Annotated in this window: 23 protein-coding genes and 1 tRNA gene; 16 read left to right on the top strand and 8 right to left on the bottom strand. The window is 59.6% G+C overall.

Annotated features, from left to right (window positions below; translation table 11 throughout):
* Positions 1-20: 20 nt before the first annotated feature.
* On the bottom strand, positions 21-1,319 hold the full coding sequence (locus tag GVK32_RS02645) for an inorganic triphosphatase (RefSeq protein WP_159864856.1): 1,299 nt from the start codon (positions 1,317-1,319) through the stop codon (positions 21-23).
* A 214-nt stretch (positions 1,320-1,533) separates the two neighbouring features.
* Between GVK32_RS02645 and GVK32_RS02640 the strand changes: the two genes are divergently transcribed.
* On the top strand, positions 1,534-2,154 hold the full coding sequence (locus GVK32_RS02640) for a TIGR04211 family SH3 domain-containing protein (RefSeq protein WP_041147288.1): 621 nt from the start codon (positions 1,534-1,536) through the stop codon (positions 2,152-2,154).
* 61 nt (positions 2,155-2,215) lie between these two features.
* Positions 2,216-3,457, top strand: coding sequence for a multifunctional CCA addition/repair protein (locus GVK32_RS02635; RefSeq protein ID WP_159864854.1), 1,242 nt, complete (start codon positions 2,216-2,218; stop codon positions 3,455-3,457).
* 11 nt (positions 3,458-3,468) lie between these two features.
* On the opposite strand, the gene bacA is transcribed toward GVK32_RS02635, so the two are convergent.
* Together bacA and folB are read right to left on the bottom strand one after the other, a co-directional pair.
* Entirely contained in the window at positions 3,469-4,290 is an 822-nt protein-coding gene (bacA, locus tag GVK32_RS02630; protein WP_045856829.1) for an undecaprenyl-diphosphate phosphatase, read from the bottom strand.
* A gap of 224 nt (positions 4,291-4,514) precedes the next feature.
* On the bottom strand, positions 4,515-4,883 hold the full coding sequence (gene folB / locus GVK32_RS02625) for a bifunctional dihydroneopterin aldolase/7,8-dihydroneopterin epimerase (RefSeq protein WP_045856827.1): 369 nt from the start codon (positions 4,881-4,883) through the stop codon (positions 4,515-4,517).
* 230 nt (positions 4,884-5,113) lie between these two features.
* Between folB and plsY the strand changes: the two genes are divergently transcribed.
* The 10 genes from plsY to GVK32_RS02575 all read left to right on the top strand — a co-directional run bounded on the left by plsY (position 5,114) and on the right by GVK32_RS02575 (position 14,341).
* The gene (plsY, locus tag GVK32_RS02620) at positions 5,114-5,734 is read left to right on the top strand and encodes a glycerol-3-phosphate 1-O-acyltransferase PlsY (RefSeq protein WP_159864851.1); all 621 of its coding nucleotides are present in this window, start codon (positions 5,114-5,116) and stop codon (positions 5,732-5,734) included.
* 210 nt (positions 5,735-5,944) lie between these two features.
* A complete protein-coding gene (locus tag GVK32_RS02615) occupies positions 5,945-7,414 on the top strand; it encodes an MFS transporter (RefSeq protein ID WP_159864848.1) in 1,470 nt (489 codons plus the stop codon).
* Positions 7,415-7,638: 224 nt separating this feature from the next.
* The gene (locus GVK32_RS02610) at positions 7,639-8,463 is read left to right on the top strand and encodes an urease accessory protein UreD (RefSeq protein WP_159864845.1); all 825 of its coding nucleotides are present in this window, start codon (positions 7,639-7,641) and stop codon (positions 8,461-8,463) included.
* A 9-nt stretch (positions 8,464-8,472) separates the two neighbouring features.
* On the top strand, positions 8,473-8,775 hold the full coding sequence (locus GVK32_RS02605; protein ID WP_041147294.1) for an urease subunit gamma: 303 nt from the start codon (positions 8,473-8,475) through the stop codon (positions 8,773-8,775).
* Positions 8,776-8,784: 9 nt separating this feature from the next.
* Positions 8,785-9,105, top strand: coding sequence for an urease subunit beta (locus tag GVK32_RS02600; RefSeq protein ID WP_159864842.1), 321 nt, complete (start codon positions 8,785-8,787; stop codon positions 9,103-9,105).
* Entirely contained in the window at positions 9,098-10,801 is a 1,704-nt protein-coding gene (gene ureC, locus GVK32_RS02595; RefSeq protein WP_159864839.1) for an urease subunit alpha, read from the top strand. Before GVK32_RS02600 ends, ureC begins: the two co-directional genes overlap by 8 nt.
* A gap of 9 nt (positions 10,802-10,810) precedes the next feature.
* Positions 10,811-11,281, top strand: a complete 471-nt coding sequence (gene ureE / locus GVK32_RS02590) for an urease accessory protein UreE (RefSeq protein ID WP_159864836.1) — start codon at positions 10,811-10,813, stop codon at positions 11,279-11,281.
* A complete protein-coding gene (locus tag GVK32_RS02585; protein WP_159864833.1) occupies positions 11,282-11,956 on the top strand; it encodes an urease accessory protein UreF in 675 nt (224 codons plus the stop codon).
* Between the two features lie 8 nt (positions 11,957-11,964).
* Positions 11,965-12,582 carry an urease accessory protein UreG gene (gene ureG / locus GVK32_RS02580; RefSeq protein ID WP_041147299.1) on the top strand — a complete coding sequence of 206 codons (618 nt, stop codon included), beginning with the start codon at positions 11,965-11,967 and terminating at the stop codon, positions 12,580-12,582.
* 151 nt (positions 12,583-12,733) lie between these two features.
* Positions 12,734-14,341: a cytosine permease gene (locus GVK32_RS02575; protein ID WP_041147300.1), complete on the top strand. Its 1,608-nt coding sequence runs from the start codon at positions 12,734-12,736 to the stop codon at positions 14,339-14,341.
* Between the two features lie 57 nt (positions 14,342-14,398).
* Here GVK32_RS02575 and tsaD read toward each other — a convergent pair whose 3' ends face one another.
* Positions 14,399-15,412: a tRNA (adenosine(37)-N6)-threonylcarbamoyltransferase complex transferase subunit TsaD gene (tsaD, locus tag GVK32_RS02570; protein WP_159864830.1), complete on the bottom strand. Its 1,014-nt coding sequence runs from the start codon at positions 15,410-15,412 to the stop codon at positions 14,399-14,401.
* A gap of 349 nt (positions 15,413-15,761) precedes the next feature.
* On the opposite strand from tsaD, the gene rpsU reads away from it, so the two are divergent.
* The 3 genes from rpsU to rpoD all read left to right on the top strand — a co-directional run bounded on the left by rpsU (position 15,762) and on the right by rpoD (position 19,946).
* On the top strand, positions 15,762-15,977 hold the full coding sequence (gene rpsU / locus GVK32_RS02565; protein WP_001144069.1) for a 30S ribosomal protein S21: 216 nt from the start codon (positions 15,762-15,764) through the stop codon (positions 15,975-15,977).
* Between the two features lie 228 nt (positions 15,978-16,205).
* Positions 16,206-17,951: a DNA primase gene (gene dnaG, locus GVK32_RS02560; RefSeq protein ID WP_041147302.1), complete on the top strand. Its 1,746-nt coding sequence runs from the start codon at positions 16,206-16,208 to the stop codon at positions 17,949-17,951.
* 150 nt (positions 17,952-18,101) lie between these two features.
* Entirely contained in the window at positions 18,102-19,946 is a 1,845-nt protein-coding gene (gene rpoD, locus GVK32_RS02555; protein WP_159864827.1) for an RNA polymerase sigma factor RpoD, read from the top strand.
* Between the two features lie 74 nt (positions 19,947-20,020).
* Here the strand turns inward: rpoD and mug are convergent, their stop codons facing one another.
* Positions 20,021-20,527 carry a G/U mismatch-specific DNA glycosylase gene (mug, locus tag GVK32_RS02550; protein WP_159864824.1) on the bottom strand — a complete coding sequence of 169 codons (507 nt, stop codon included), beginning with the start codon at positions 20,525-20,527 and terminating at the stop codon, positions 20,021-20,023.
* 124 nt (positions 20,528-20,651) lie between these two features.
* Between mug and GVK32_RS02545 the strand changes: the two genes are divergently transcribed.
* Positions 20,652-20,727 (top strand) — tRNA-Ile (locus tag GVK32_RS02545).
* 70 nt (positions 20,728-20,797) lie between these two features.
* Here GVK32_RS02545 and GVK32_RS02540 read toward each other — a convergent pair.
* The 3 genes from GVK32_RS02540 to GVK32_RS02530 are packed head-to-tail and all read right to left on the bottom strand — an operon-like array spanning position 20,798 to position 24,539.
* Positions 20,798-22,126, bottom strand: a complete 1,329-nt coding sequence (locus GVK32_RS02540; RefSeq protein WP_159864821.1) for an HlyD family type I secretion periplasmic adaptor subunit — start codon at positions 22,124-22,126, stop codon at positions 20,798-20,800.
* Positions 22,126-23,925, bottom strand: a complete 1,800-nt coding sequence (locus GVK32_RS02535) for a type I secretion system permease/ATPase (protein WP_159864818.1) — start codon at positions 23,923-23,925, stop codon at positions 22,126-22,128. Before GVK32_RS02535 ends, GVK32_RS02540 begins: the two co-directional genes overlap by 1 nt.
* Before the next feature lie 50 nt (positions 23,926-23,975).
* On the bottom strand, positions 23,976-24,539 hold the full coding sequence (locus GVK32_RS02530; RefSeq protein ID WP_095099649.1) for a heme acquisition protein HasA: 564 nt from the start codon (positions 24,537-24,539) through the stop codon (positions 23,976-23,978).
* Between the last annotated feature and the right edge of the window lie 73 nt (positions 24,540-24,612).

The following is a 24,612-nucleotide window of genomic DNA, read 5'->3' as shown; positions in this document are numbered from 1 at the left end:
GGGGTCTCCCTGGCCTGAAATTATCGTTTTCCACTATGCAGCCAGAACGGTTCCGCGGCCAGCGCCTGGCGACGGAAATATTCAATGACGCTGCTGTCCCGGTGCTCAACGGCCCGGCGAAGCTCTTTCCAGTTTTCCAGCCACGGCGATGCGGCGTCGGCGTAAGTGCCGGCTAACAGCTGAATAGTGTCGATCTCGCGCGCCAGCCGCGGAAGCTGACCTTCATACTCGTCGCCCAACGACTGCAGGAAGGCATTTTTTAATTCTGCTGCCGCCCGCGAAAGCTGAATATCGGCAAAGCGTTTAAAAGATCCGGCAATTTTCTTCTGCCCATTCTCGTTGAGGAACTCGCGCCAGCCGCGGCTTACCAGCCATTCCGTCAGCATCAGCTTCGCGCTCACTGCGGCGACGCTGAACAGCGCCGCCTGCGCATTTTCGGCCTCTGACAGCGCCGCTTCCGCTGCGCTCAGCTGCTCGCGCAGCGCCGCGCTGGCTTTACGCGGCACGATACCGCCAAACAGCGCCAGCGTATGGCGCAGGCGGGCAATCGCCCGCAGAATTTCTCCTTTTGCCGCCGGGTTGCCGCGGCTCAAGACTTCATCATGATAGAGCCAGTGGGCCAGGGCATTTTCCAGCGCCGCCTCCATTCCCTGCTCGACGCTGGCCTTCGCGATTGCCGGCAGGATATCCAGCGCGATCGGCGGCCGTTCGCCGTTGCCCTGGACCAAATGGTAGCCTCGCGCCGCCTTGCTCAAGCTTCCCTGACGCAGCGCGCCGGTATCCAGCAGACGACGGGCAAGGGTCAGGACATCTACGGTATTGCCGGACAGCAGCTCCAGCTCCAGTTCACAAATCGCTTCCTGATGCTCACCGGCCTTTACCTCGCCGCGATCGAGGGCGATCTCAATCTGGCTATCGCCTTCGCTGACCAACCATTTTTCACGTTCAAAATCAGTGCTGAAGAGCGGCTGTACGCTGTTCTCCAGCTCGGCAGGCAGTTCGCCCTGCGGCCACACTTCCGCCGGCAGCAGGCTCAGGAGCAGCTCCGGTTTCTCCAGCGGGATGTTGTACTCCGGGCGCTGATGCAGCCCACCCACCACCCGTCCGGCAATTTTCAGGGTCATTTCGTAACGACCGCGATCGCCGCGAATACGCAGACCCATATCGTGACGGCGCAGCCAGTTATCCGCCGTTTCATAGTAAATATTGAGCAGCTGTCCTGCGGGCGTATGCTGCGCATTGAGCGTATTAAGGTGCTGACGCAGTGTTTCCACACCGCTGTCGGAGACGATAAATTTTAATTCGATTTCTTGCGCCATAACTGAATTCTTCCGCTTCTGTGCTCTGCAGGGAAAATACGGCGAACTAACGCCGATATTTCTTGTCAGTAGATAATATTTTGCGGCGAATCGCCATGCAATCCGCAATTTGCCGGGCCACCTCCTGGATGTTTCCGATTGTGGCGGAAAACTTTGCGTCGCTATGGTGATGCCACTACTATCGTTCAACTTTTTATGACCAAACGATGACCTGATGCCTAAATTACGCCTGATTACGATAACTTTGCTGGCGCTTAGCGCCGCTACGGCGGTTCATGCAGAAGAAAAACGCTATGTTTCTGATGAACTGAATACCTGGGTCCGCACCGGTCCTGGCGATAATTATCGCCTCCAGGGAACCATTAATGCCGGGGAGCAGGTCTCTCTGCTGCAGACCAACGACAGCACCAACTACGCCCAGATCCGCGACGGCAACGGCCGCACCGCCTGGATCCCGCTGAAAGAGCTGAGCAACGAGCCCAGCCTGCGCACCCGCGTACCGGATCTCGAAAACCAGGTTAAAACCCTGACCGACAAGCTTAATAACATCGACACCACCTGGAACCAACGCACTGCAGACATGCAGAAAAAGGTCGCCGGGAGCGATAATGCCATTAACGCCCTGAAAGATGAGAACCAGAAGCTGAAAAATGAGCTGGTCGTCGCGCAGAAAAAGGTCAATGCCGCCAATCTGCAGCTTGATGATAAGCAGCGCACCATCATCATGCAGTGGTTTATGTACGGCGGCGGCGTGCTGGGCGTCGGCCTGCTGCTTGGCCTGGTGCTGCCGCACCTGATCCCGAGCCGCAAGCGTAAAGACCGGTGGATGAACTAATTAGTCTTCTCTGCCAGACTTACGTATCATCCAGCGCAAAGTGGATACGGGAGAAGCAGGCGTGAAGATTTATTTGGTCGGCGGTGCCGTCCGGGATACATTACTCGGACTACCGGTCAAAGACAGAGATTGGGTGGTGGTGGGCGCCGCGCCCTCAGAGCTGCTTGACGCGGGCTACCAGCAGGTAGGCCGCGATTTCCCCGTGTTTCTGCACCCGCAAAGCCGGGAAGAGTACGCCCTGGCGCGAACCGAGCGTAAGTCAGGCGCTGGCTACACCGGCTTCACCTGCTACGCCGCGCCTGACGTCACCCTCGAACAGGATTTGCTCCGCCGCGACCTGACGGTTAATGCTCTGGCCCAGGACTCAGACGGCCAGATTATCGACCCCTACGGCGGCCAGTCCGATCTGCGCCAGCGCCTGCTGCGCCACGTTTCACCGGCCTTCAGCGAAGATCCGCTGCGCGTTCTGCGCGTCGCGCGCTTTGCCGCCCGCTACGCCCATCTCGGCTTTCGCATTGCGGACGACACCATGGCGCTGATGCGCGCGATGGCCGACGCCGGCGAGCTGGCGCACCTGACGCCGGAGCGGGTATGGAAAGAGACCGAGAGCGCGCTGGGCACCCGCAATCCGCAGGTCTTTTTCCAGACTCTGCGCGACTGCCGCGCGCTTGGCGTGCTGTTCCCGGAAATCGAGGCGCTGTACGGCGTACCCGCGCCGGCCAAATGGCACCCGGAAATCGACACCGGCCTGCATACCCTGATGACCCTGAGCATGGCGGCGATGCTGTCGCCGGAAATCGACGTGCGTTTCGCGACCCTGTGTCACGATCTGGGCAAGGGGCTGACGCCGAAAGAGCTCTGGCCCCGTCATCACGGCCACGGGCCGGCCGGCGTCAGGCTGGTCGAGCAACTTTGCGCCCGCCTGCGCGTCCCGAATGAGATCCGCGACCTGGCGAAGCTGGTCGCTGAGTTCCACGATCTGATTCATACCCTGCCGATTCTGCAGCCCAAAACCCTGGTCAAGCTGTTCGACAGCATCGACGCCTGGCGCAAGCCGCAGCGGGTGGAGAAAATTGCCCTCACCAGCGAAGCCGACGTCCGCGGCCGAACCGGCTTCGAGGCCTGCGACTATCCGCAGGGGCGCCTGCTGCTTGAAGCGTGGCATATCGCTCAGTCGGTATCGACGAAAGAGGTGGTAGCACAAGGGTTTAAAGGGCCGGAGATTCGCGAGGAGCTGACGCGTCGGCGTATTCTGGCGATCGCGCAGTGGAAGGAAGAACGCTGCCCTCAGCCAAAAGACTGAGGGCCAGGGTCTTAGAAGAAGACCACGTAAACAACTGCCGCCACGATAAAGCGGTAGATTGCGAACGGAATAAACGAAATACGTTTAATCAGTTGCAGGAAGGTTTTAATCGCAATCAGCGCCACGATAAACGCCATAATAAAGCCGACGGCAAACATCGGAATATCGCTGGCGTTCAGGAAGCCGATGCTTTTATACACGTCCAGCACGGTGGCGCCCATCATCATCGGTACTGCCAGCAGGAACGAGAACTCAGAGGCCGCATAGCGGCTCACGCCCATCAGCATACCGCCGGAAATCGTCGCGCCGGAGCGAGAAAAGCCCGGCCACAGCGCCAGGCACTGGAAGCAGCCAATCACGAACGCCTGACGATAGGTCATATCGTCAACGCCTACCGCACGCGGCTCCTTCGGCTTCAGCACCTCAGCGGCAATCAACAGCACGCCGCCGACAATCAGCGCGTACATCACGTTTATCGGGTTGAACAGCGACTTAATGGTGTCGTGGAATATCAGGCCCAGCACCACCGCCGGGATCATCCCCAGCAGAATATGGATAAGCGATAGGCGACCGCTGCCCTGCCCTTCATGCGCAGGTGGTTTACCGAAATGAATACCGATCAGGCCAAACAAACGACGCCAGAACATCACGACAACGGCAAGAATAGAACCTAACTGAATGACCACCTCAAACGTATTTGCAGTATCACCTTCAAACCCCAGCAGATGGCCAACAATAATCATATGACCGGTACTGGAAACAGGTAAAAACTCTGTCAAACCCTCAACCACACCCAATATTGCCGCCACCAGCAGCGAGTGTATATCGCTCATCCAATAAACCCTTTAAAAGTAAAATGAAAAAACCAGGCACTACGAGCCATGCCATCAGGCGTCATTGGGGCAGCCAGTTTGGCCTAGAACGGCGCGTCAATTCCGGAGCGTACACGGAGTACGTGAGGAATTCGAGCCCCGTTCGAGGAGAAGATGGCAAATAAAATAACCTGATGGCCGGCACTAAGACCTGTATAAGCCCAAATTGTTTAATCAATATGACCTTAAAAGTTTTGTTTCAGATTAAGGCCACGCTCAATGATGACACCAACGTTGGCGGCGCGGGCAACCGCGCCCGGTTTGCTGACTTTAATCCGTACCCACGGTGAGGAAAATTTTGCCAGCAGCAGATCGGCAATCTCTTCAGCGACGCGCTCCACCAGCGCAAAGCGCCCCCCTTCAACGTGGCTGATAACCAGCTCGCTAATATCGGCATAGCTGAGGCAATCGCTCACATCATCGCTGGACGCCGCTTTACGGTTATCCCACGCCATTTCGATATCGAACACCAGCTTCTGTTCGATGGTTTGTTCCCAGTCATAAACACCAATAGTGGTGATTACCGAAAGTTGCTCTATAAATACAATATCCATCACGACCTGCCTGCTTTTTGGCTAAACCGGATACCACTTCCGGCGAATTATGCGTATTATCCACAGATGCAAAGACATCCCCTAAATAATTTGCGTTGCAGGAAGGCGGCGGCGCAGCGAGCTTCCGGGAGCATAGCATCACTATGTATCCGGACGCGCGAGGAGAGCCAACGCACCGGCCGCGCCAAGGATGACGGGGATAAAACGACACTTTCAAAATGGAACAGCTGATGAGTGCAATCGCGCCTGGACTCGTTATCCTTGCCTACCTCTGCGGCTCAATTTCCAGCGCCATCCTGGTTTGCCGCCTCGCCGGCCTGCCCGACCCTCGCGATAGCGGCTCGGGCAACCCCGGGGCGACCAACGTCCTGCGAATTGGCGGCAAGAGAGCGGCCGTAACGGTGCTTATTTTCGACGTGCTCAAAGGCATGCTGCCGGTCTGGGGCGCGTGGGCACTCGGTCTGACCCCTTTCTGGCTGGGCCTGGTGGCGATCGCCGCCTGCATTGGTCATATCTGGCCGGTGTTCTTTAATTTTCGCGGCGGCAAAGGCGTTGCGACCGCCTTCGGCGCCATTGCGCCCATCGGCTGGGATTTAACCGGCGTCATGGCCGGAACCTGGCTACTGACCATTCTGCTCAGCGGCTACTCTTCGCTCGGCGCCATCGTCAGCGCGCTTATTGCGCCGTTCTACGTCTGGTGGTTCAAGCCGCAGTACACCTTTCCGGTATCGATGCTCTCCTGCCTGATCCTCCTGCGCCATCATGACAACATCCAGCGCCTGTGGCGTCGCCAGGAGACCAAAATCTGGGCCCGGCTGAAGAAGAACGGGAAAAAACCACAGCAGAAATAACCTCCGCGCCCGGCGGCGCCGGGCACGATTTCCCCCGACAATATCTTTTGATCCCCCGGCCTGACAGCCAATCATTCTACCGCGCTGCCGCTTCAAAGATAAACCTTTCGCAACAATCACTTAGTTATGTCTTATAACCAAAAATGATTTATTCGCCCGCCCGGCGATGTTTACTCTGAATCTCCTGATAAGACACAACAGAACAATAATATGACAGACGTAATCAATTCGGCACCGATTGCAGCGGCAGGGTCGCCCGACGGGGAAGTTAAATGGATACGCGGCGCGGCGGACGTTTCGCGCCTGATTAACGAAGGCAGCAGCGGGCGCAACAACGCGCGCATCGTCATGGGCATCGCGCTGGGCGGCATTTTTCTCGATGCCTACGATCTCGGCTCCCTGGCCTTTGGCCTGAAGGACATTACCCGTGAATTCAACCTGACGCCCGCCGGCACCGGCATGGTGGCCTCGGCCATCACCTTCGGCGCCATCGTCGGCGCGCTGCTGGGCGGCTATCTGACCGATAAAATCGGCCGCTACCGCGTCTTTATGGCGGATATGTTGTTCTTCGTGGTTGCCGCAATCGCCTGCGCGCTGGCGCCCAACGAATACGTCCTCACCGGCGCCCGGTTTGTCATGGGGCTCGGGGTGGGAATTGACCTGCCGGTGGCGATGGCCTTCCTGAGCGAATTTTCTAAACTCAAAGGGCCGGGCAACAAAGCCGCCAGCGTCGCCATGTGGTGCCCGACCTGGTACGCCGCCATCAGCGTTTCGTACCTGCTGGTGCTGTTTTTCTACGCCGCGCTGCCGGAAAGCCACAGCGACTGGCTGTGGCGGCTGATCCTCGGCTTCGGCGCAATCCCCGCGCTGGTGATTATCGCCATTCGCAGCCGCTATATGAGCGAGTCGCCGGTTTGGGCCGCCAATCAGGGCAACCTGCGTGAAGCGGCCTCGATTCTGCGCCAGGCGTACAACATCAACGCCCACGTGGCGCAGGACGCACTGGATAAACCGGCGCCGGTGGTGAAAAAAGCGCAGTGGAGCAACTATTTACGCCTGTTTCAGGGGGTTTACCTGCGGCGCACGACCCTGGCAACGCTGCTCTCCGTAGTCTCGTCATTCGCCTATAACGCCGTCGCCTTCGGCCTGCCGGTGATTATCGCCAGCTTTTTCGTACAGTCGATGCTGACCACGATCCTGATCTCGCTAGTGCTGAACCTGCTCTTCGCCTTCGTCGGCGGGCTGCTGGCGGTACGGCTGGTGCCGCGCCTTGGGGCGTGGAAAATGTCGCTGGCGGGATACGGCTGCCAGCTGGCGGCGCTGCTGGGGCTGGCGCTGATTGGCCGTCCAGAAGGGGCCGCCGAAGGGATCGCCGCGGTCGCCATGCTGGCGCTGTTCCTCTTCGGCCAGGGCTTTGGCCCCGGTGCGCACACCATGACCTTTGCCTCGCTGAGCTACCCAACGTCGCTGCGCGGCGTCGGCGTCGGCCTCAACCAAACGCTGATGCGCAGCAGCTCAACGCTGTCGCTGTTCCTCTTCCCGCTGCTGGTCGCGGCGCTGGATACGCGCGTCTTTTGGGTTATCGCCGCGGCGCCGCTCATTGGCCTGCTGTCGCTGCTGGCCATTCGCTGGGAACCGTCGGGCTACGATATCGACGCCGAGGATTATCAGGATAAATAGCATTATCACCGGGCGCTCGCGCTGAGCGCCTTTTACCCCACCGCCCCTCAACCTTTCAACATGTAGCGATCCCGCCTGCGGGGGAAGGTCCAGGGATGGACCCTATCCGCAGCCGGCGGCGGTTTACGGGATAATAAGCATAAGCTTTTCATATGATCGGGATGCTTTGCGGCCGATCAATACTCATCGTTGCTGTTTTTTCTTGAGTTTGCAGGGGCGCAACATTGCACAGCACCGTGTTACCACAGACAAAAAAAGGCTGGCAGGCTACGCTGGATCTCCGCTTTCAATCTATCGGCGATAAAACGGTCCTGACCTCTTCGCGTCACGTTGGCCCGTTAACCGTCCAGCGCCCTTTTTATCCCGAACAAGAAACCTGCCACCTCTATTTATTGCATCCGCCGGGCGGCATCGTTGGCGGCGACGAGCTGACGATTACCGCCGCCCTCGACGGCGGCAGCCACGCGCTGATGACCATGCCCGGTGCCAGCAAATTTTACCGCAGCAGCGGCGCACAGGCGCATCTGCACCAGCGCTTCACCGTCGCGCCGCAGGCTATTCTTGAATGGCTGCCGCAGGACGCCATTTTTTTCCCCGGCGCGCGGGCTAATCTGCAGACCACCTTCCATCTTTGCGCCACCAGCACCCTTTTAGCCTGGGATCTGCTGTGCCTCGGCCGCCCGGTGATGGGCGAAACCTTTAACCACGGCACCCTCACGAACCGGCTGGAGGTGTGGGTTGATGAGACGCCGCTGCTGGTCGAACGCCTGTGCCTCGCCGACGGCCAGCTGGCCTGCATCGCCCAGCAGCCGTGGATAGGAACGCTGCTGTTCTATCCGGCCAATGAGGCCCTGCTCGACGGCGTGCGCGAACGGCTCGCCGGGCTTGCCAGCTACGCCGGCGCCAGCCTGACCGACGGCCTGCTGACGGTCCGATTTTTAAGTGATGATAATTTGCTGTGCCAGCGGGCGATGCGCGATATATGGCAGTTTATGCGCCCGCATCTGACCGGGAAACCCCCGGTTCCTCCCCGAATCTGGCTGACCTAAGAGAACGCTATGGAACTGACCCCCAGAGAGAAAGATAAGCTGCTGCTGTTTACCGCCGCGCTGGTGGCGGAGCGCCGCCTGGCCCGCGGGCTGAAGCTGAACTACCCGGAAGCGGTGGCGTTAATTAGCGCCTTTATTATGGAGGGTGCCCGCGACGGCAATAGCGTAGCGGCGCTAATGGAAGAGGGCCGCCACGTCCTGAGCCGCAGTCAGGTGATGGAGGGCGTGCCCGAAATGATCCCCGATATCCAGGTCGAAGCCACCTTCCCGGATGGCTCGAAGCTGGTCACCGTCCACAATCCGATAATCTGAGGTTTCGCGATGATCCCAGGTGAGTACCAAGTGAAGCCCGGCCAGATAGCCCTTAACGTTGGCCGCATGACCCGCAGCATAATCGTTGAAAACCACGGCGACCGGCCTATCCAGGTGGGATCGCACTATCACTTCGCCGAAGTGAATCCGGCGCTGAAGTTCGACCGCAAGCAGGCGACGGGCTATCGCCTGAATATCGCCGCCGGTACCGCGGTCCGTTTTGAACCCGGGCAAAAGCGTGAAGTGGAGCTGGTTGCCGTTGCCGGCTCCCGCGCGGTGTACGGCTTTCGCGGGGCGGTGATGGGAAAACTGGAGGCAAACGATGAGTGAAATTTCACGCCAGGCCTATGCCGATATGTTTGGCCCCACCACCGGCGATAAGGTCCGCCTTGCGGACACCGAGCTGTGGATAGAGGTCGAGGACGATCTCACCACCTACGGCGAAGAGGTGAAGTTCGGCGGCGGAAAGGTCATTCGCGACGGCATGGGCCAGGGGCAAATGCTCTCAGCGGAGTGCGTCGATCTGGTGCTGACCAACGCGCTGATCGTCGATCACTGGGGGATCGTGAAAGCGGATATCGGCGTCAAAGAGGGGCGCATCTTCGCCGTTGGCAAAGCGGGCAACCCGGATATCCAGCCTGACGTCACCATCCCTATCGGCGCGGCGACGGAAATCATTGCCGCCGAAGGTAAGATAGTCACCGCCGGCGGCGTCGATACGCATATCCACTGGATCTGCCCGCAGCAGGCGGAAGAGGCGCTGGTCTCCGGCGTCACCACCATGGTCGGCGGCGGCACCGGGCCGGCGGCGGGCACCCACGCCACCACCTGCACGCCCGGGCCATGGTATATCTCGCGGATGCTGCAGGCGGCGGATAGTCTGCCGGTCAACATCGGCCTGCTGGGTAAAGGCAACGGCTCCAACCCTGACGCGCTGCGCGAGCAGGTGGCGGCTGGCGTGATTGGCCTGAAAATCCACGAAGACTGGGGTGCGACGCCCGCGGCTATCAACTGCGCGCTGACCGTCGCCGATGAGATGGACGTTCAGGTCGCGCTGCACAGCGATACCCTCAACGAGTCCGGCTTTGTCGAAGATACCCTGGCGGCGATTGGCGGCCGCACCATCCACACCTTCCATACCGAAGGTGCCGGCGGCGGCCACGCGCCGGATATTATTACCGCCTGTGCGCACCCCAATATTCTGCCCTCTTCGACTAACCCGACGCTGCCCTACACCGTCAATACCATCGATGAGCATCTCGATATGCTGATGGTTTGCCATCACCTCGACCCGGACATTGCCGAGGACGTGGCGTTTGCCGAATCGCGCATTCGCCGCGAAACCATCGCCGCCGAGGACGTCCTGCACGATATCGGCGCCTTCTCGCTGACCTCTTCCGATTCGCAGGCCATGGGCCGCGTCGGCGAGGTGGTGCTGCGCACCTGGCAGGTCGCCCACCGCATGAAGGTCCAGCGCGGTCCGCTGGCGGAAGAGCGCGGCGACAACGACAACTTTCGCGTTAAGCGCTATATCGCGAAATACACCATAAACCCGGCGCTGACCCACGGTATCGCTCACGAGGTCGGCTCGATTGAGGCCGGCAAGATGGCGGACCTGGTACTGTGGTCCCCGGCGTTCTTCGGCGTGAAGCCGGCGTGCGTGGTGAAGGGCGGGATGATTGCCATCGCGCCAATGGGCGATATTAACGCTTCGATTCCCACCCCGCAGCCGGTGCACTATCGGCCGATGTTCGGGGCGCTGGGCAGCGCACGCCATCACTGCCGGCTGACCTTCCTGTCACAGGCGGCGGTAGAGAGCGGCGTGGCGCAGCGCCTCAATCTGCACAGCGCCACGGCCACGGTGAAGGGCTGCCGAACGCTGCAGAAGGCCGACATGATCCATAACGGCCTGCAGCCCAATATTACCGTTGATGCGCAAACCTATGAGGTGCGTATTGACGGGGAGTTAATAACCAGCGAACCGGCAGAAGTACTGCCGATGGCGCAACGTTACTTTCTGTTTTAAGGAGTCCGGATGCTGTATCTGACCCAACGCGTGGATGCGCCGGTGCAGGCAACGGCCAGCGTCACGCTGCCGATTGATGTGCGGGTAAAAAGCCGAATCAAAATCACCCTTAACGATGGGCGCGAAGCGGGTCTGCTGCTGCCGCGCGGCCTGCTGCTGCGGGGCGGTGACGTGCTGAGTAATGAAGAGGGCAGCGAGTTTGTCGCGGTCGTTGCCGCCGATGAGGGCGTCTCCGTGGTGCGCTGCGAGGATCCGTTTACGCTGGCGAAAGCCTGCTATCACCTCGGCAACCGCCACGTTCCGCTGCAGATTATGCCCGGCGAGCTGCGCTACCACCACGACCACGTGCTGGACGATATGCTGCGCCAGTTCGGCCTGCAGGTGAGCTTCGCCCACCTGCCGTTCGAACCGGAAGCCGGCGCCTACGCCAGCGAGAGCCACGGGCACGCCCACGGCCATCATCACGAGCACGATCACTAAATGCCGTCGCCGGAAAAACGCCTGCGGCTGATGCAGCTGGCCAGCAGCAACCTGCCGGTCGGCGGCTATAGCTGGTCGCAGGGGCTGGAGTGGGCGGTAGAAGCGGGCTGGGTGGCCGATACTCCGGCCTTCGAGCGCTGGCAACTGCAGCAGATGGAGCAGAGCTTTTTTACCGTCGACCTGCCGCTGTTCGCCCGCCTCTATCGCGCCTGCGAAGATAACAACCTGGCCGAGGCTCAGCGCTGGGCGGCGTACCTTCTCGCCTGCAGAGAAACCCGCGAGCTGCGCGAAGAGGAGCGTAATCGCGGGGCGGCGTTCACCCGACTGCTTGCCGACTGGCAGCCGGAGTGTCCCAAAGAGTGGCGGACGCTGTGCCAACAAAGCCAGCTGGCCGGCATGGCCTGGCTTGGCGTGCGCTGGCAAATTAGCCTCCCCGACCTGGCGCTGAGCCTCGGCTACAGCTGGATTGAGGGCGCGGTGATGGCCGGCGTTAAGCTGGTGCCCTTTGGGCAACAGGCGGCGCAGCAGCTGATCATCCGCCTGTGCGATCGCTATGCGGCGGATATGGCCAGCGCGCTGGCCGCCCCGGACGAGGAGATCGGCTCCTCCACGCCGCTGACCGCCATCGCCTCCGCCCGACATGAAACGCAGTATTCCCGACTATTCCGTTCTTAGGAGAAAGCATGAACAACTACAAACATCCGCTGCGCGTGGGCGTCGGCGGCCCGGTCGGTTCCGGGAAAACCGCGCTGCTGGAAGCACTATGTAAAGCCATGCGCAATACGTATCAGCTGGCCGTCGTCACAAACGATATCTATACCAAAGAAGATCAGCGCATCCTCACCGAAGCCGGCGCGCTTGAGCCGGAACGGATCGTCGGCGTCGAAACCGGCGGCTGCCCGCATACCGCCATCCGCGAAGACGCGTCGATGAACCTGGCGGCGGTGGAAGCGCTGAGCGAAAAGTTCGGTAACCTCGAGCTTATCTTCGTCGAAAGCGGCGGCGATAACCTTAGCGCAACCTTTAGCCCCGAGCTGGCCGATCTGACCATCTACGTTATCGACGTGGCGGAAGGGGAGAAAATCCCGCGTAAAGGCGGCCCGGGGATCACCAAATCGGACTTCCTGGTGATCAACAAAACCGACCTTGCACCGTATGTGGGCGCCTCGCTGGAAGTGATGGAGCGCGACACCATGCGGATGCGCGGCGAGCGTCCGTGGGCCTTTACTAACCTGAAAAGCGGCGACGGCCTGCAGAGCATCATTGACTTCCTCGAAGACAAAGGCATGCTGCGCCGCTAGGCCGTGCACCATCCGGACGCGCCCGCGCCCGGATGGTGCATTCGATGCCCTCTTTTTATCCTCCCCTCTTCCAGGCCCCCTGCGGCGCCTGCTCTACGAAGTGGCATAAGGTTTGCTAATTACAGTCATACCTGACCATTAAGGAATGACTATGTCGTCACTGGATATAAAAACTGAGCTACCTGCGCAAACCGGCACAGCCGGCTCCCGTGAAACATTAGAAGATTACACCCTGCGCTACGCTCCGCTTAGCTTTCGCCGCTGGGGGCCAGGCGTCGTCGCCGTCACCGCGCTGGGCGGCATTGCCTACCTGGCCGACTTTTCTATCGGCGCCAGCATCGGCATGGCGTGGGGCACCACCAACGCCATTTACTCGATCCTGCTGGCCGCGCTGGTGATTTTCCTGACCGGTATTCCGCTGGCGATCACCGCCGCCCGCTATAACATCGACCTCGATTTAATCACCCGCAGCGCCGGGTTCGGCTATTTTGGTTCGGTCATTACCAGCATCATTTTTGCCGGATTTACCTTTATCTTCTTCGCCCTTGAGGGCTCGATTATGGCGCAGGGGCTGCTGGTTGGCCTCGGGATCCCGCTGTGGATGGGCTACCTCATCGCCACCCTGATGGTGCTGCCGCTGGTCGTTTACGGCATGAAGGCCCTGACCCGTCTGCAGGTCTGGACCACGCCGCTGTGGCTGGTGCTGATGGTCGTGCCAGTGGCCTGGCTTATCGCTAAAGACCCGCAGCTGGTGGATGGCTTTATGAACTTTGCCGGCAAGAACGACGCCTCGCGCGTGGATTTAACCGCCATCATGCTAGGCGCCGGGGTGTGCCTGTCGCTGATCATGCAGATCGGCGAGCAGATTGACTATCTGCGCTTTATGCCGCCGAAGACGGCGGAGAACAGCAGGAGCTGGTGGCTGGCGGTCTTTTCCGCCGGTCCGGGCTGGGTGGTGCTGGGCGCGATCAAGCAGATTATTGGCGCCTTCCTCGGCTTCTACCTGTTGACCCGCTTCCCGGCAGTACATAACACCGAGCCGGTTCAGCAGTTCGTCAGCGTCTTTGATAACATGGTGCCCGGCTGGCTGGCGCTGACCCTGGCCGTAGTGCTGGTGGTTATCTCGCAGATTAAAATTAACGTCACCAACGCCTACTCCGGCTCGCTGGCCTGGACCAGCGCCTGGACGCGCACCACCCGCAGCTATCCGGGGCGGATCGTCTTTGTTGTCGTCAACCTCGCCATTGCGCTGGCGCTGATGGAGGGCGATATGTTCAGCGCCCTGTCGTGGATCCTCGGTTTTTACTCCAACTTCGCCATTGCCTGGGTCGTGGTGGTGGCGACCGATATTACCGTCAATAAAGGCCTGCTGAAGCTGGCGCCGGCCCAGCCGGAGTATCGCCGGGGGATGATCTATAACGTTAACCCGGTGGGGGTTGTTTCCTTTGCTCTCGCCGCCGGGCTCTCTATCTGCGCGTTCTTCGGCCTGCTCGGCGCCACCCTCGCCCCGTTCTCGCCGCTGATTGCGCTGGTTATAGCGCTGGTGATGACGCCGCTGATGGGCATTCTGACCCGCGGGCGCTACTACATCAAACAGCACGATGACGGCATTGCCGAACCGCGCTACGACGCGCAGGGGAACGCCTCCACCACCGTGTATCGCTGCGTGACCTGCCGGGAAGAGTACGAGCGTCCGGACGTGATGCACTCGGCAAAACATCAGGGGGCAATTTGCTCGCTGTGTAAGAGTATGGAATAGCGCAGAAAAGTAGAGTGCAAAAAGTCAGGCCGACGCGAGGTCGGCCTGTGAGCAGGATCAGGCCGCTGGCAGCTCGGCGAGCGGCCAGCGCGGACGCACGGTGACACCGAGGTCGGGCTTCGCGCCGGTCCGCAGGCGCACCATCCCGGCATAGGCGATCATCGCGCCGTTGTCGGTACAGAACTCGGGGCGGGCGTAGAACACTTCCCCGCCGCGCTTTTGCATCATCTCGGCCAGCTTCGCGCGCAGCGTGCGGTTGGCACTCACGCCGCCCGCCATCACCAGCCGCTTAAAGCCAGTCTGATCCAGCGCCCGACGGCACTTAATCATCAGCGTATCCACCACCGCATCTTCAAACGCCCGCGCAATGTCCGCCCGGGTCTGGTCGTCATTCTCATTATTACGAATGGTGTTGGCGGCAAAGGTCTTCAGGCCGGAGAAGCTAAAATCCAGCCCCGGGCGATCGGTCATCGGCCGCGGGAAGATAAAACGGCCTTCGCTGCCCTGGGCAGCCATTTTAGAGAGCATCGGGCCGCCGGGATAATCGAGCCCCAGCAGCTTCGCGGTCTTGTCGAACGCTTCCCCTGCCGCATCGTCTATCGATTCGCCCAGCAGCTCATACTGACCAATGCCGGTCACGCTAATCAGCTGGGTATGGCCGCCGGAAACCAGCAGCGCCACAAAAGGATAGTCCGGCGGATTATCTTCCAGCATCGGCGCCAGCAGATGCCCTTCCATATGGTGTACCGGGATCGCCGGGACGTTCCAGGCGAACGCCAGCGAACGGCCCACCGTGGCGCCAACCAGCAGCGCACCGACCAGCCCTGGTCCGGCGGTGTAGGCAACCGCATCGATATCTTTCGCCGTCAGTCCGGCCTCTTTCAGCGCCGCCTGGATCAGCGGCACCGTTTTACGCACGTGATCGCGCGAAGCCAGCTCAGGCACCACGCCGCCGTAGTCAGCGTGAAGTTTCACCTGACTATACAATTGGTTGGCCAGCAGGCCTTGCTTATCGTCGTAAATGGCGATGCCGGTTTCATCGCAGGATGTTTCAATACCCAGTACACGCATGTCTTGTTTTACCTCGCTCTAATACCGCGCAGTTTAGGACCAATGCGGGTTGATGTATACCCTAAGAATTGCAGGCAGCAGCGCGACGGGGCCCGGAGCCCACAAGGGATACGCGGCCAGGGCGAGTGGTAAAAGCCTGGCGCGGGACGCTCGCCAGCGCAGCGGACATAAAACTTTGTTCGCCCCAGCAAGAACCCTCGTGTATACTCCTCACCCTTATAAAAGTCCTTTCAAAAAGGGCGCAGGTGCTTTACAAAGCAGCAGTAGTTGCAGTAAAATTCCGCACCATTTTGAAATAAGCTGGCGCTGATGCCAGCAGCAAACCGAATTAATCAAAGGTGAGAGGCACATGCCGGTAATTAAAGTACGTGAAAACGAGCCGTTCGACGTAGCTCTGCGTCGCTTCAAGCGTTCCTGTGAAAAAGCAGGTGTTCTGGCGGAAGTTCGTCGTCGTGAGTTCTATGAAAAACCGACTACCGAACGTAAGCGCGCTAAAGCTTCTGCAGTGAAACGTCACGCGAAGAAACTGGCTCGCGAAAACGCACGCCGCACTCGTCTGTACTAATCTGTTGAGGGCTAAAGCCCTCAATTCAGGCTGAGTTGTAAGTTGTAAGGCCGTGCTTCCGGAAGGAATGCGCGGCTTATTTTCGTTTATGCATTAGCATATACACTCACCCCTTCAGGATGCACCAAAGCAGCATAAGAGCGAATCCCAGGAGCTGACTGACGTCGGCGGCAGGGGCGCATCGGCGCTGAAGCAGCTTGTTGGATAAGGTGTATAATTACGGGGCCTATGGCTGGACGAATCCCACGCGTATTTATCAATGACCTGCTGGCGCGAACCGACATCGTCGATCTTATCGACGCGCGGGTAAAGCTCAAAAAGCAGGGCAAGAACTACCACGCGTGCTGTCCATTTCATAACGAAAAAACCCCCTCTTTTACCGTCAACGGTGAAAAACAGTTTTACCACTGCTTCGGCTGCGGTGCGCACGGCAACGCCGTCGACTTCCTGATGAACTACGACAAGCTCGAGTTCGTGGAGACGGTCGAAGAGCTGGCCGCCATGCACAACCTTGAAGTGCCGTACGAAGCGGGCAACGGACCCAGTCAGATTGAGCGCCATCAACGGCAAAGTCTCTATCAGTTGATGGATGGTCTGAATGCGTTTTATCAGCAGTCTTTGCAGCAACCCGCCGCCGACCCTGCGCGCCAGTATCTGGATAAGCGTGGTTTAAGCAGCGAGGTCATTGCGCGCTTTGCGATTGGCTACGCGCCACCCGGTTGGGATAACGTTTTAAAACGTTTTGGCGGCAATCAAGAAAACCGCCAGTCGCTTATCGACGCCGGCATGCTGGTGACTAACGATAAGGGACGCAGTTACGACCGCTTCCGCGAACGGGTAATGTTCCCGATCCGCGATAAGCGAGGCCGGGTAATTGGTTTTGGTGGTCGCGTGCTGGGTGATGCCCTGCCGAAGTACCTTAACTCCCCGGAAACCGATATTTTCCATAAAGGTCGTCAGCTGTACGGCCTGTATGAAGCGCAGCAGAACAACGCCGAACCGCCGCGCCTGTTAGTTGTCGAAGGCTATATGGACGTCGTAGCGCTGGCGCAGTACGACATTAACTATGCCGTCGCGTCCCTTGGCACCTCGACAACAGCCGACCATATCCAGCTGTTGTTCCGGGCGACCAATCAGGTCATCTGCTGTTACGACGGCGACCGGGCGGGCCGCGAGGCAGCATGGCGAGCGCTGGAGACAGCGCTGCCGTATATGACCGACGGCCGCCAGCTGCGCTTTATGTTTCTACCCGACGGTGAAGACCCGGATACGCTGGTGCGTAAAGAGGGTAAGGCCGCGTTTGAAGCGCGGATGGAGCAGGCTCAGCCGCTCTCCACGTTTTTGTTTAACAGCCTGCTGCCGCAGGTTGATTTGAGCACCCCGGACGGGCGCGCGCAGCTCAGCACGCTGGCGCTGCCGCTGATCACGCAGGTTCCGGGTGAGACGCTGCGCATCTATCTGCGCCAGGAGTTGGGCAACAAGCTGGGGATTTTAGATGACGCCCAGCTTGAACGTTTAATGCCAAAGCTGACAGAAAATGGCGCACCGCGCCCTGCTCCACAGCTAAAACGCACGACCATGCGTATACTGATAGGACTGCTGGTGCAAAATCCGGATCTGGCACCGCTGGTACCGCCTTTAGCGGGCCTGGATCAGCGTAGAATGCCGGGACTGGGCTTATTCAGCGAACTGGTTAACACCTGTCTGTCTCAGCCAGGTCTGACCACCGGACAACTTTTAGAGCAGTATCGCGGCACAAATGAGGCCGCCACCCTTGAAAAACTGTCGATGTGGGACGATATAGCAGATAAAGATATCGCGGAAAAAACCTTCACCGACTCGCTCAACCATATGTTTGATTCACTGCTTGAACTGCGACAGGAAGAGTTGATAGCTCGCGATCGCACGCACGGCTTAAGCAGTGAGGAACGCCGGGAGCTCTGGACTATCAGCCAGGAGCTGGCAAAAAAATGAATTGCACGGCTTAAGTGCCGAATATCGTTCGGGAAGCCCCCGACAGCCGCGCTGAGGCGCAGCGGCAATAATATAAGTACGCCCTCGCTTTAAATGCTGGCAGTTTGTCTGTCAACACCAATCAAACGAATTAAGTGTGGATACCGTCTTATGGAGCAAAACCCGCAGTCACAGCTTAAGCTTCTTGTCCAACGAGGTAAAGAGCAAGGCTATCTGACCTATGCCGAGGTCAATGACCATCTGCCGGAAGATATCGTCGACTCCGATCAGATCGAAGACATCATCCAAATGATCAATGATATGGGCATTCAGGTGATGGAAGAAGCACCGGATGCCGACGATCTGCTGCTGGCTGAAAACAGCAACAACACCGACGAAGATGCAGAAGAAGCAGCTGCACAGGTTCTGTCCAGTGTTGAATCAGAAATCGGACGCACGACCGACCCGGTGCGCATGTATATGCGCGAAATGGGTACCGTGGAACTGCTGACCCGCGAAGGCGAAATTGACATCGCTAAGCGCATCGAGGACGGGATCAATCAGGTCCAGTGCTCCGTTGCCGAATATCCGGAAGCCATTACCTACCTGCTGGAACAGTACGATCGCGTTGAAGCTGAAGAAGCGCGTCTGTCAGACCTGATCACCGGATTCGTCGATCCGAACGCCGAAGAAGACATGGCGCCAACCGCCACGCACGTCGGTTCCGAACTGTCTCAGGAAGAGATGGATGACGACGAAGAAGATGAAGAAGAAGAAGACGACGACAGCAGCGATGACGACAACAGCATCGACCCAGAGCTGGCGCGCGCGAAATTCGGTGAGCTGCGTACGCAGTACGAACTGACCCGCGACACCATCAAAGCAAAAGGCCGTAGCCACGCCGCAGCACAGGAAGAAATTCTCAAGCTGTCTGAAGTCTTTAAACAGTTCCGCCTGGTACCGAAACAGTTCGATTACCTGGTCGGCAGCATGCGTAGCATGATGGACAGAGTGCGTACTCAGGAACGCATCATCATGAAGCTGTGCGTCGAACAGTGCAAAATGCCGAAGAAAAACTTCATCACTCTGTTCACCGGCAACGAAACCAGCGAAACCTGGTTCAACGCGGCCGTGGCCATGAATAAACCGTGGTCTGAAAAGCTGCACGACGTCAAAGAAGACGTTCAGCGCGGCCTGATGAAACTGCAGCAGATCGAAGAAGAAACCGGCCTGACCATCGAACAGGTTAAGGATATCAACCGTCGTATGTCCATCGGTGAAGCGAAAGCCCGCCGTGCGAAGAAAGAGATGGTTGAAGCAAACTTGCGTCTGGTTATTTCTATCGCCAAGAAATACACCAACCGCGGCCTGCAGTTCCTGGATCTGATTCAGGAAGGTAACATCGGTCTGATGAAGGCGGTAGATAAGTTCGAATACCGTCGCGGCTACAAGTTCTCCACCTACGCAACCTGGTGGATCCGTCAGGCGATCACCCGCTCCATCGCGGATCAGGCGCGCACCATCCGTATTCCGGTGCATATGATTGAGACCATCAACAAGCTCAACCGTATCTCCCGCCAGATGCTGCAGGAAATGGGCCGCGAGCCGACGCCGGAAGAGCTGGCCGAGCGCATGCTGATGCCGGAAGATAAAATTCGTAAGGTGCTGAAAATCGCCAAAGAGCCGATCTCCATGGAAACGCCGATCGGCGACGATGAAGATTCGCATCTGGGTGATTTCATCGAGGATACCACCCTCGAGCTGCCGCTGGACTCCGCTACCACGGAGAGCCTGCGCGCTGCCACCCACGACGTTCTGGCTGGCCTGACCGCCCGTGAAGCGAAGGTCCTGCGTATGCGTTTCGGTATCGACATGAATACCGACCACACGCTGGAAGAAGTGGGTAAACAGTTCGACGTTACCCGCGAACGTATTCGTCAGATCGAAGCGAAAGCGCTGCGCAAGCTGCGCCACCCGAGCCGCTCTGAGGTTCTGCGTAGCTTCCTCGACGATTAATCGTCAGGCAATAAATGCAAAAAGCTCCCCGCGGGGAGCTTTTTTTTGCCCGGCGTTTACCCCAGACGCGAAGGCTATAGCCCGCGCGTCGCCAGCGCATCGTCAAGCTCGCGATACGCCTCCACCAGCTTATCGAGCGTCGCCCGGTTCAGTCCGCTGGGATTCGGTAGTACCCACAGCTCGGTCGCCCCGATGGTCGCCTGCTGCCTCCCCCACTTCACGCTGCGGGCCTGAAACGCCTTCTCAAAAGCCTGCTTGCCGAGAACCGCCAGCGCCCGCGGCTGATACTGCTCTATTTTCTGCACCAGCTCTCGCCCCCCGTTACGCAGCTCCTGCAGCGCCACTTCGCTGGCCTGCACCGTCGGACGCTCCACCAGCATGGTGATCCCGCAGCGGGTATCGAGCAGCTGCAGCTCCTCTTCCGGCTTCAGCTGCCGGTCGGTGAAGCCCGCCTGATGAATCACCTTCCAGAAGCGATTCCCCGCATGCGCGAAATGAAAGCCGGTATGGGCGGAGGATTTTCCCGGATTGATCCCGCAGAAGACCACCCGCAGGTTCGGTGCCAGAATATCGTTAATCATCTTATCCCCTGCTCAATAGCTAAAAGGTAATTATAAAGGATTGAAAATGCGTTGTTTATAAAAACAGCAGCCGCGCGTTTTAGGCTGGATTGCATCTGCCAGTTACTTTATAATCCCTCGCCACGGCCCCTTAGCTCAGTGGTTAGAGCAGGCGACTCATAATCGCTTGGTCGCTGGTTCAAGTCCAGCAGGGGCCACCAAACAAGAAAAGGACTTAACCATGAAAATGGCTAAGTCCTTTTTGTTTTCCCACTCGCCGACGGGCGCCCGTCAGGATTCGGTCAGCGCCAGATGCAGGCGGTCGGTCAGCGGCTTCAGCAGATAGTTCATCAGCGAACGCTCGCCGGTGCGGATAAACCCTTCAACCGGCATGCCGGGTCGAATCGTTAATCCCTGCAGCTTGTCCATCCCCTCCTGCGTGACCTTAACGCGGAGCGCGTAATAGGGTTTCCCGGTTTGTTCATCGACCAGGCGGTCCGCGCCGACCATCGTGACCTCCCCCGCCACGCGCGGCGTGGTGCTTTGATCGAAGGCTGAAAATAGCAGCTCCACCGGCAGGGCCTGATGCACCTTATCGATCAGCTCGACCGGCACGCGGGCTTCGACCTCCATCGGCGAATCCTCCGGTACGATCTCCATCAACTGCTGCCCGGCCTGAATCACGCCGCCCTCGGTAAATACCGCCATGCCGACCACCGTTCCCGCCACCGGCGCCCGAATCTGCGTATCCTGCAGATCGGCCTGCGCTTTTTCCAGCTGGTTTTTCAGCGCGGCGATCTGCGCCTGGCCGTCCGCCAGCTGGGTATTGACCTCTTTAGCGTACTCATCCCGACGCTGCTGCGCCTGTAGCCGCAGCTCGATCGCCTGCCGCTGCAGCCGCCCGATGCTGCCGTGGGTTTGTGAAATCTCCCCCTCCACGCTGGCAAGCTCCCCCTCCATCGACAGCAGCTGATTACGCGCCACGTAGCCCTTGGCGGCCAGCCCCCGGATGCCGGAGAGCTGCTCGTTGAGCAGGCGCTTTTGCTGCTGCTTGCTGCTCAGTAAAGACTGCATCCCGCTGAGCAGCGCCTGGGTACCGGCCACGCCTTCATCAATGGCCGCCAGCTCGCTGCGCAGGGCCGCACGACGGTTGATTAACAGCTGACGCTGCAGCGTCAGCTGCTCCACCACCTCCGGTTCCTCCCTGACCGCTGCCAGCTCGGGCAGCAGCACGATCTCGCTCTCCCCCGTTCGCTCCGCCGCCCAGCGCGCCATCTGCAGCTGCAGGCCGCGCAGCTGGCTTTGCAGCGCGTCGCGTCGGGTTTGCGTAGTCACGGTATTCATCACCACCAGCACCTGGCCTGCCTGCACCTTCTCGCCATCGTGGACGCGCAGCTGCGCAATCACCCCGCCGCCGGGATGCTGTACCGCTTTACGGTTTCCCGTCACCACCACGCTGCCGGAGACCGGCACGCCGCGGTCGAGCGGCGCGAAGCTGGCCCAGCAGAGAAACCCGCCAAACCCGACGATCACCAGCCATAATCCCCAGCGTAAATAAGCGCGTTCGCTGAACGATCCCTCATACCCGGCCAGCTGCTCGGACTGCGTCAGCGCTTTCATCATTTCCCCTCAGCGCGTACCCGCGGCTGCACCGCGGTATAGCCCATGTTAAAACCACCGTGCCGGCCTGCGCCGATCGGCGTTACCGCGCCGGAGGTCGGCGCGCCGGCCATGCCCGGCAGCTTTTTCAACACCTCGGCGCTCGGGCCTTCGTGCTGCATTCTGCCGGCGGCCAGCACCAGCAGACGATCGGTAATCGCCAGAATCGCCGGTTTATGCGTCACCAGTACCACGCTTTTTCCTTTCTCTTTCAGCGTCAAAATGGCCTGCTGCAGCGCCTCCTCGCCCTCTTTATCAAGGTTGGCGTTCGGCTCATCCAGCACCACCAGGGCCGGTAAGCCGTAGAGCGCGCGGGCCAGCGCCACCCGCTGGCGCTGGCCGCCAGACAGACCGCTGCCGCCTTCGCCCAGCACCGTGTCATAGCCCTGCGGCAGGCGTAAAATCAGCGCGTGGATGCCGGCCATCTGCGCGGCCAGCACCACGCTATCGGCATCCACCTCGCCAAAGCGGGCAATATTTTCCGCCAGCGTCCCGGCAAACAGCTGGATATCCTGCGGCAGGTAGCCGATATGCGGACCCAGCGCCGTTTTATCCCACTGGTGGATTTCGGCATCGTCCAACCGCACGCTGCCGGATAGCGGTTTCTGCACGCCGACCAGTTGCTTCATCAGCTGCGTTTTACCCGAACCGGAGGCGCCAATTACCCCCAGAACCGTGCCGGCAGCCAGCGAAAACTGCAGCTGTATCAATATGGGCTGACGCCCTCCCGGCGCCGTAATCGTCAGCTGCTCAACGCGTAAATGTCCCTGCGGCGCGGGCAGCGGTAAACGTTCGGGCTGCGGCGGATTCGCGGCCAGCAGCACCTGCAGCCGCTGCCAGGCTTCGCGGGCCGCCAGCCACTGCTTCCAGCTGCCGATCAACTGATCGATAGGCCCCAGCACACGGCCAATCAGAATAGAGCCGGCGATCATCATGCCGGAGGTGATATCGCCGTTGACCGCCAGCAGCGCACCGCAGCCGAGCATCAGCGACTGCAGAGCCAGCCGCAGCGTGCGCGTCAGGGAGGTGATCAGCGCCATTCTCTCGCTACCGCGGCTTTGCAAATGTAAAAACTCTGCGTGCTGGCAGCGCCAGCGCTGACGCAGGGTTTGCAGCATCCCCATCGCTTCTATCGCTTCGGCCTGCCGCAGCTGGCCGTTGGCCCGCTGGCTGGCATGGAGCGCTACCTTTCCCGCCCGCTCCAGCAGCGGCTGACTCAGGCGCAGATTGAGCCAGGCCAGCGCCAGCAGCAGCGCCGCGCCGAGGGTCGCCAGAACGCCAAGCCACGGATGCAGCAGATAAACCACCAGCAGATAGAGAGGGAACCAGGGGGCGTCAAAAAAGGCGAACAGCGCGCTGCCGGTCGCGAACTGGCGTAAGCTGGTGAGGTCGTTTAACGCCTGGCCTGCCAGGACGTTGCCCGTTTTTAGGTTGGTGCCGAACGCAGCGTCAAAAACCCGCGCGTTAAGACGCATATCCAGCTGCGCGCCGAGGCGGATAACCAGCCCGCTGCGCACCCACTCCATCAGGCCAAGAAACAGCAGCAGCCCGACGATCATTAAGGTCAGCATCGTCAGCGTCATAAGGTTGCCGGACGGCAGAACGCGATCGTAGACCTGCAGCATATACAGCGCCGGGGAGAGCATCAGAATATTGATCGCCGCGGTAAACAGCGCCACGCACCAGAAGCCGCGCCGGCAGGTCGCTAACGCCGCCAGGATCTCCTGCCGTCCCGCCTGAGGCACCTGAGTTTCGCTCATTCTTTCTCCTGCCTGAACCGTTTCCCCGCCGCAGCGGGGAAACGGAAGGGTTAAGCCGCCAGCAGGTCCGTATGGTCTGCGGTTGCCGATGAGCCCACGACCGCCGCGATCTGATCGAAGGTCGAGTCGATGCTCAGGTTGTACTGGTCAAGGATGCCGTTCAGCGCCGTTTCCAGCGCGCTGGTATCGCCGGACATCAGGCCATACACCACCTCATGCACGATGCCGTCATGGCCTTCGGACTGCGCGCTGCTCAGGCCCAGTCCGCTGAAGCTAACGTCCAGCGCCTGGATGTTGTACGGCGAAGAGCTGCCGCCCTGCAGGCCGTCGCCGAACGACAGACCGTCAAGGGAGCCGTACAGCGTGTGCGCCGGGTCGGCAAACAGGGTATAGGTTAGGTTTCCTTCCGCCACGAATGAGGTGATGTTGTTCGCGGTGCTGGTGATAGCGTACTGGCTTCCGGACAGCGAACCGCCGTAGAAGCCGCCGGAGTTGCTATCATCCACGTTACCGTTGGTATGGTTAACGTCACCAAACGTAGCTGACCATTCAGCCAGATAATCATGAATGCTATAGCTGCCTACAGAGCTGTCGTAATCCACTGAAAATGCCATATTGGTCTCCTGATATTACAGATATCGCGGCCTTTTTACGTGCAGAGCACGCCCGAACTGCGCCGCGTCATAC

This window comes from Klebsiella sp. 18074 (genome assembly GCF_902705905.1).
GTDB classification, from domain to species: Bacteria; Pseudomonadota; Gammaproteobacteria; order Enterobacterales; family Enterobacteriaceae; genus Klebsiella; species Klebsiella terrigena.
Note: the sequence above shows the minus strand (reverse complement) of the source record. Positions and strands in the feature narration are given on the sequence as shown.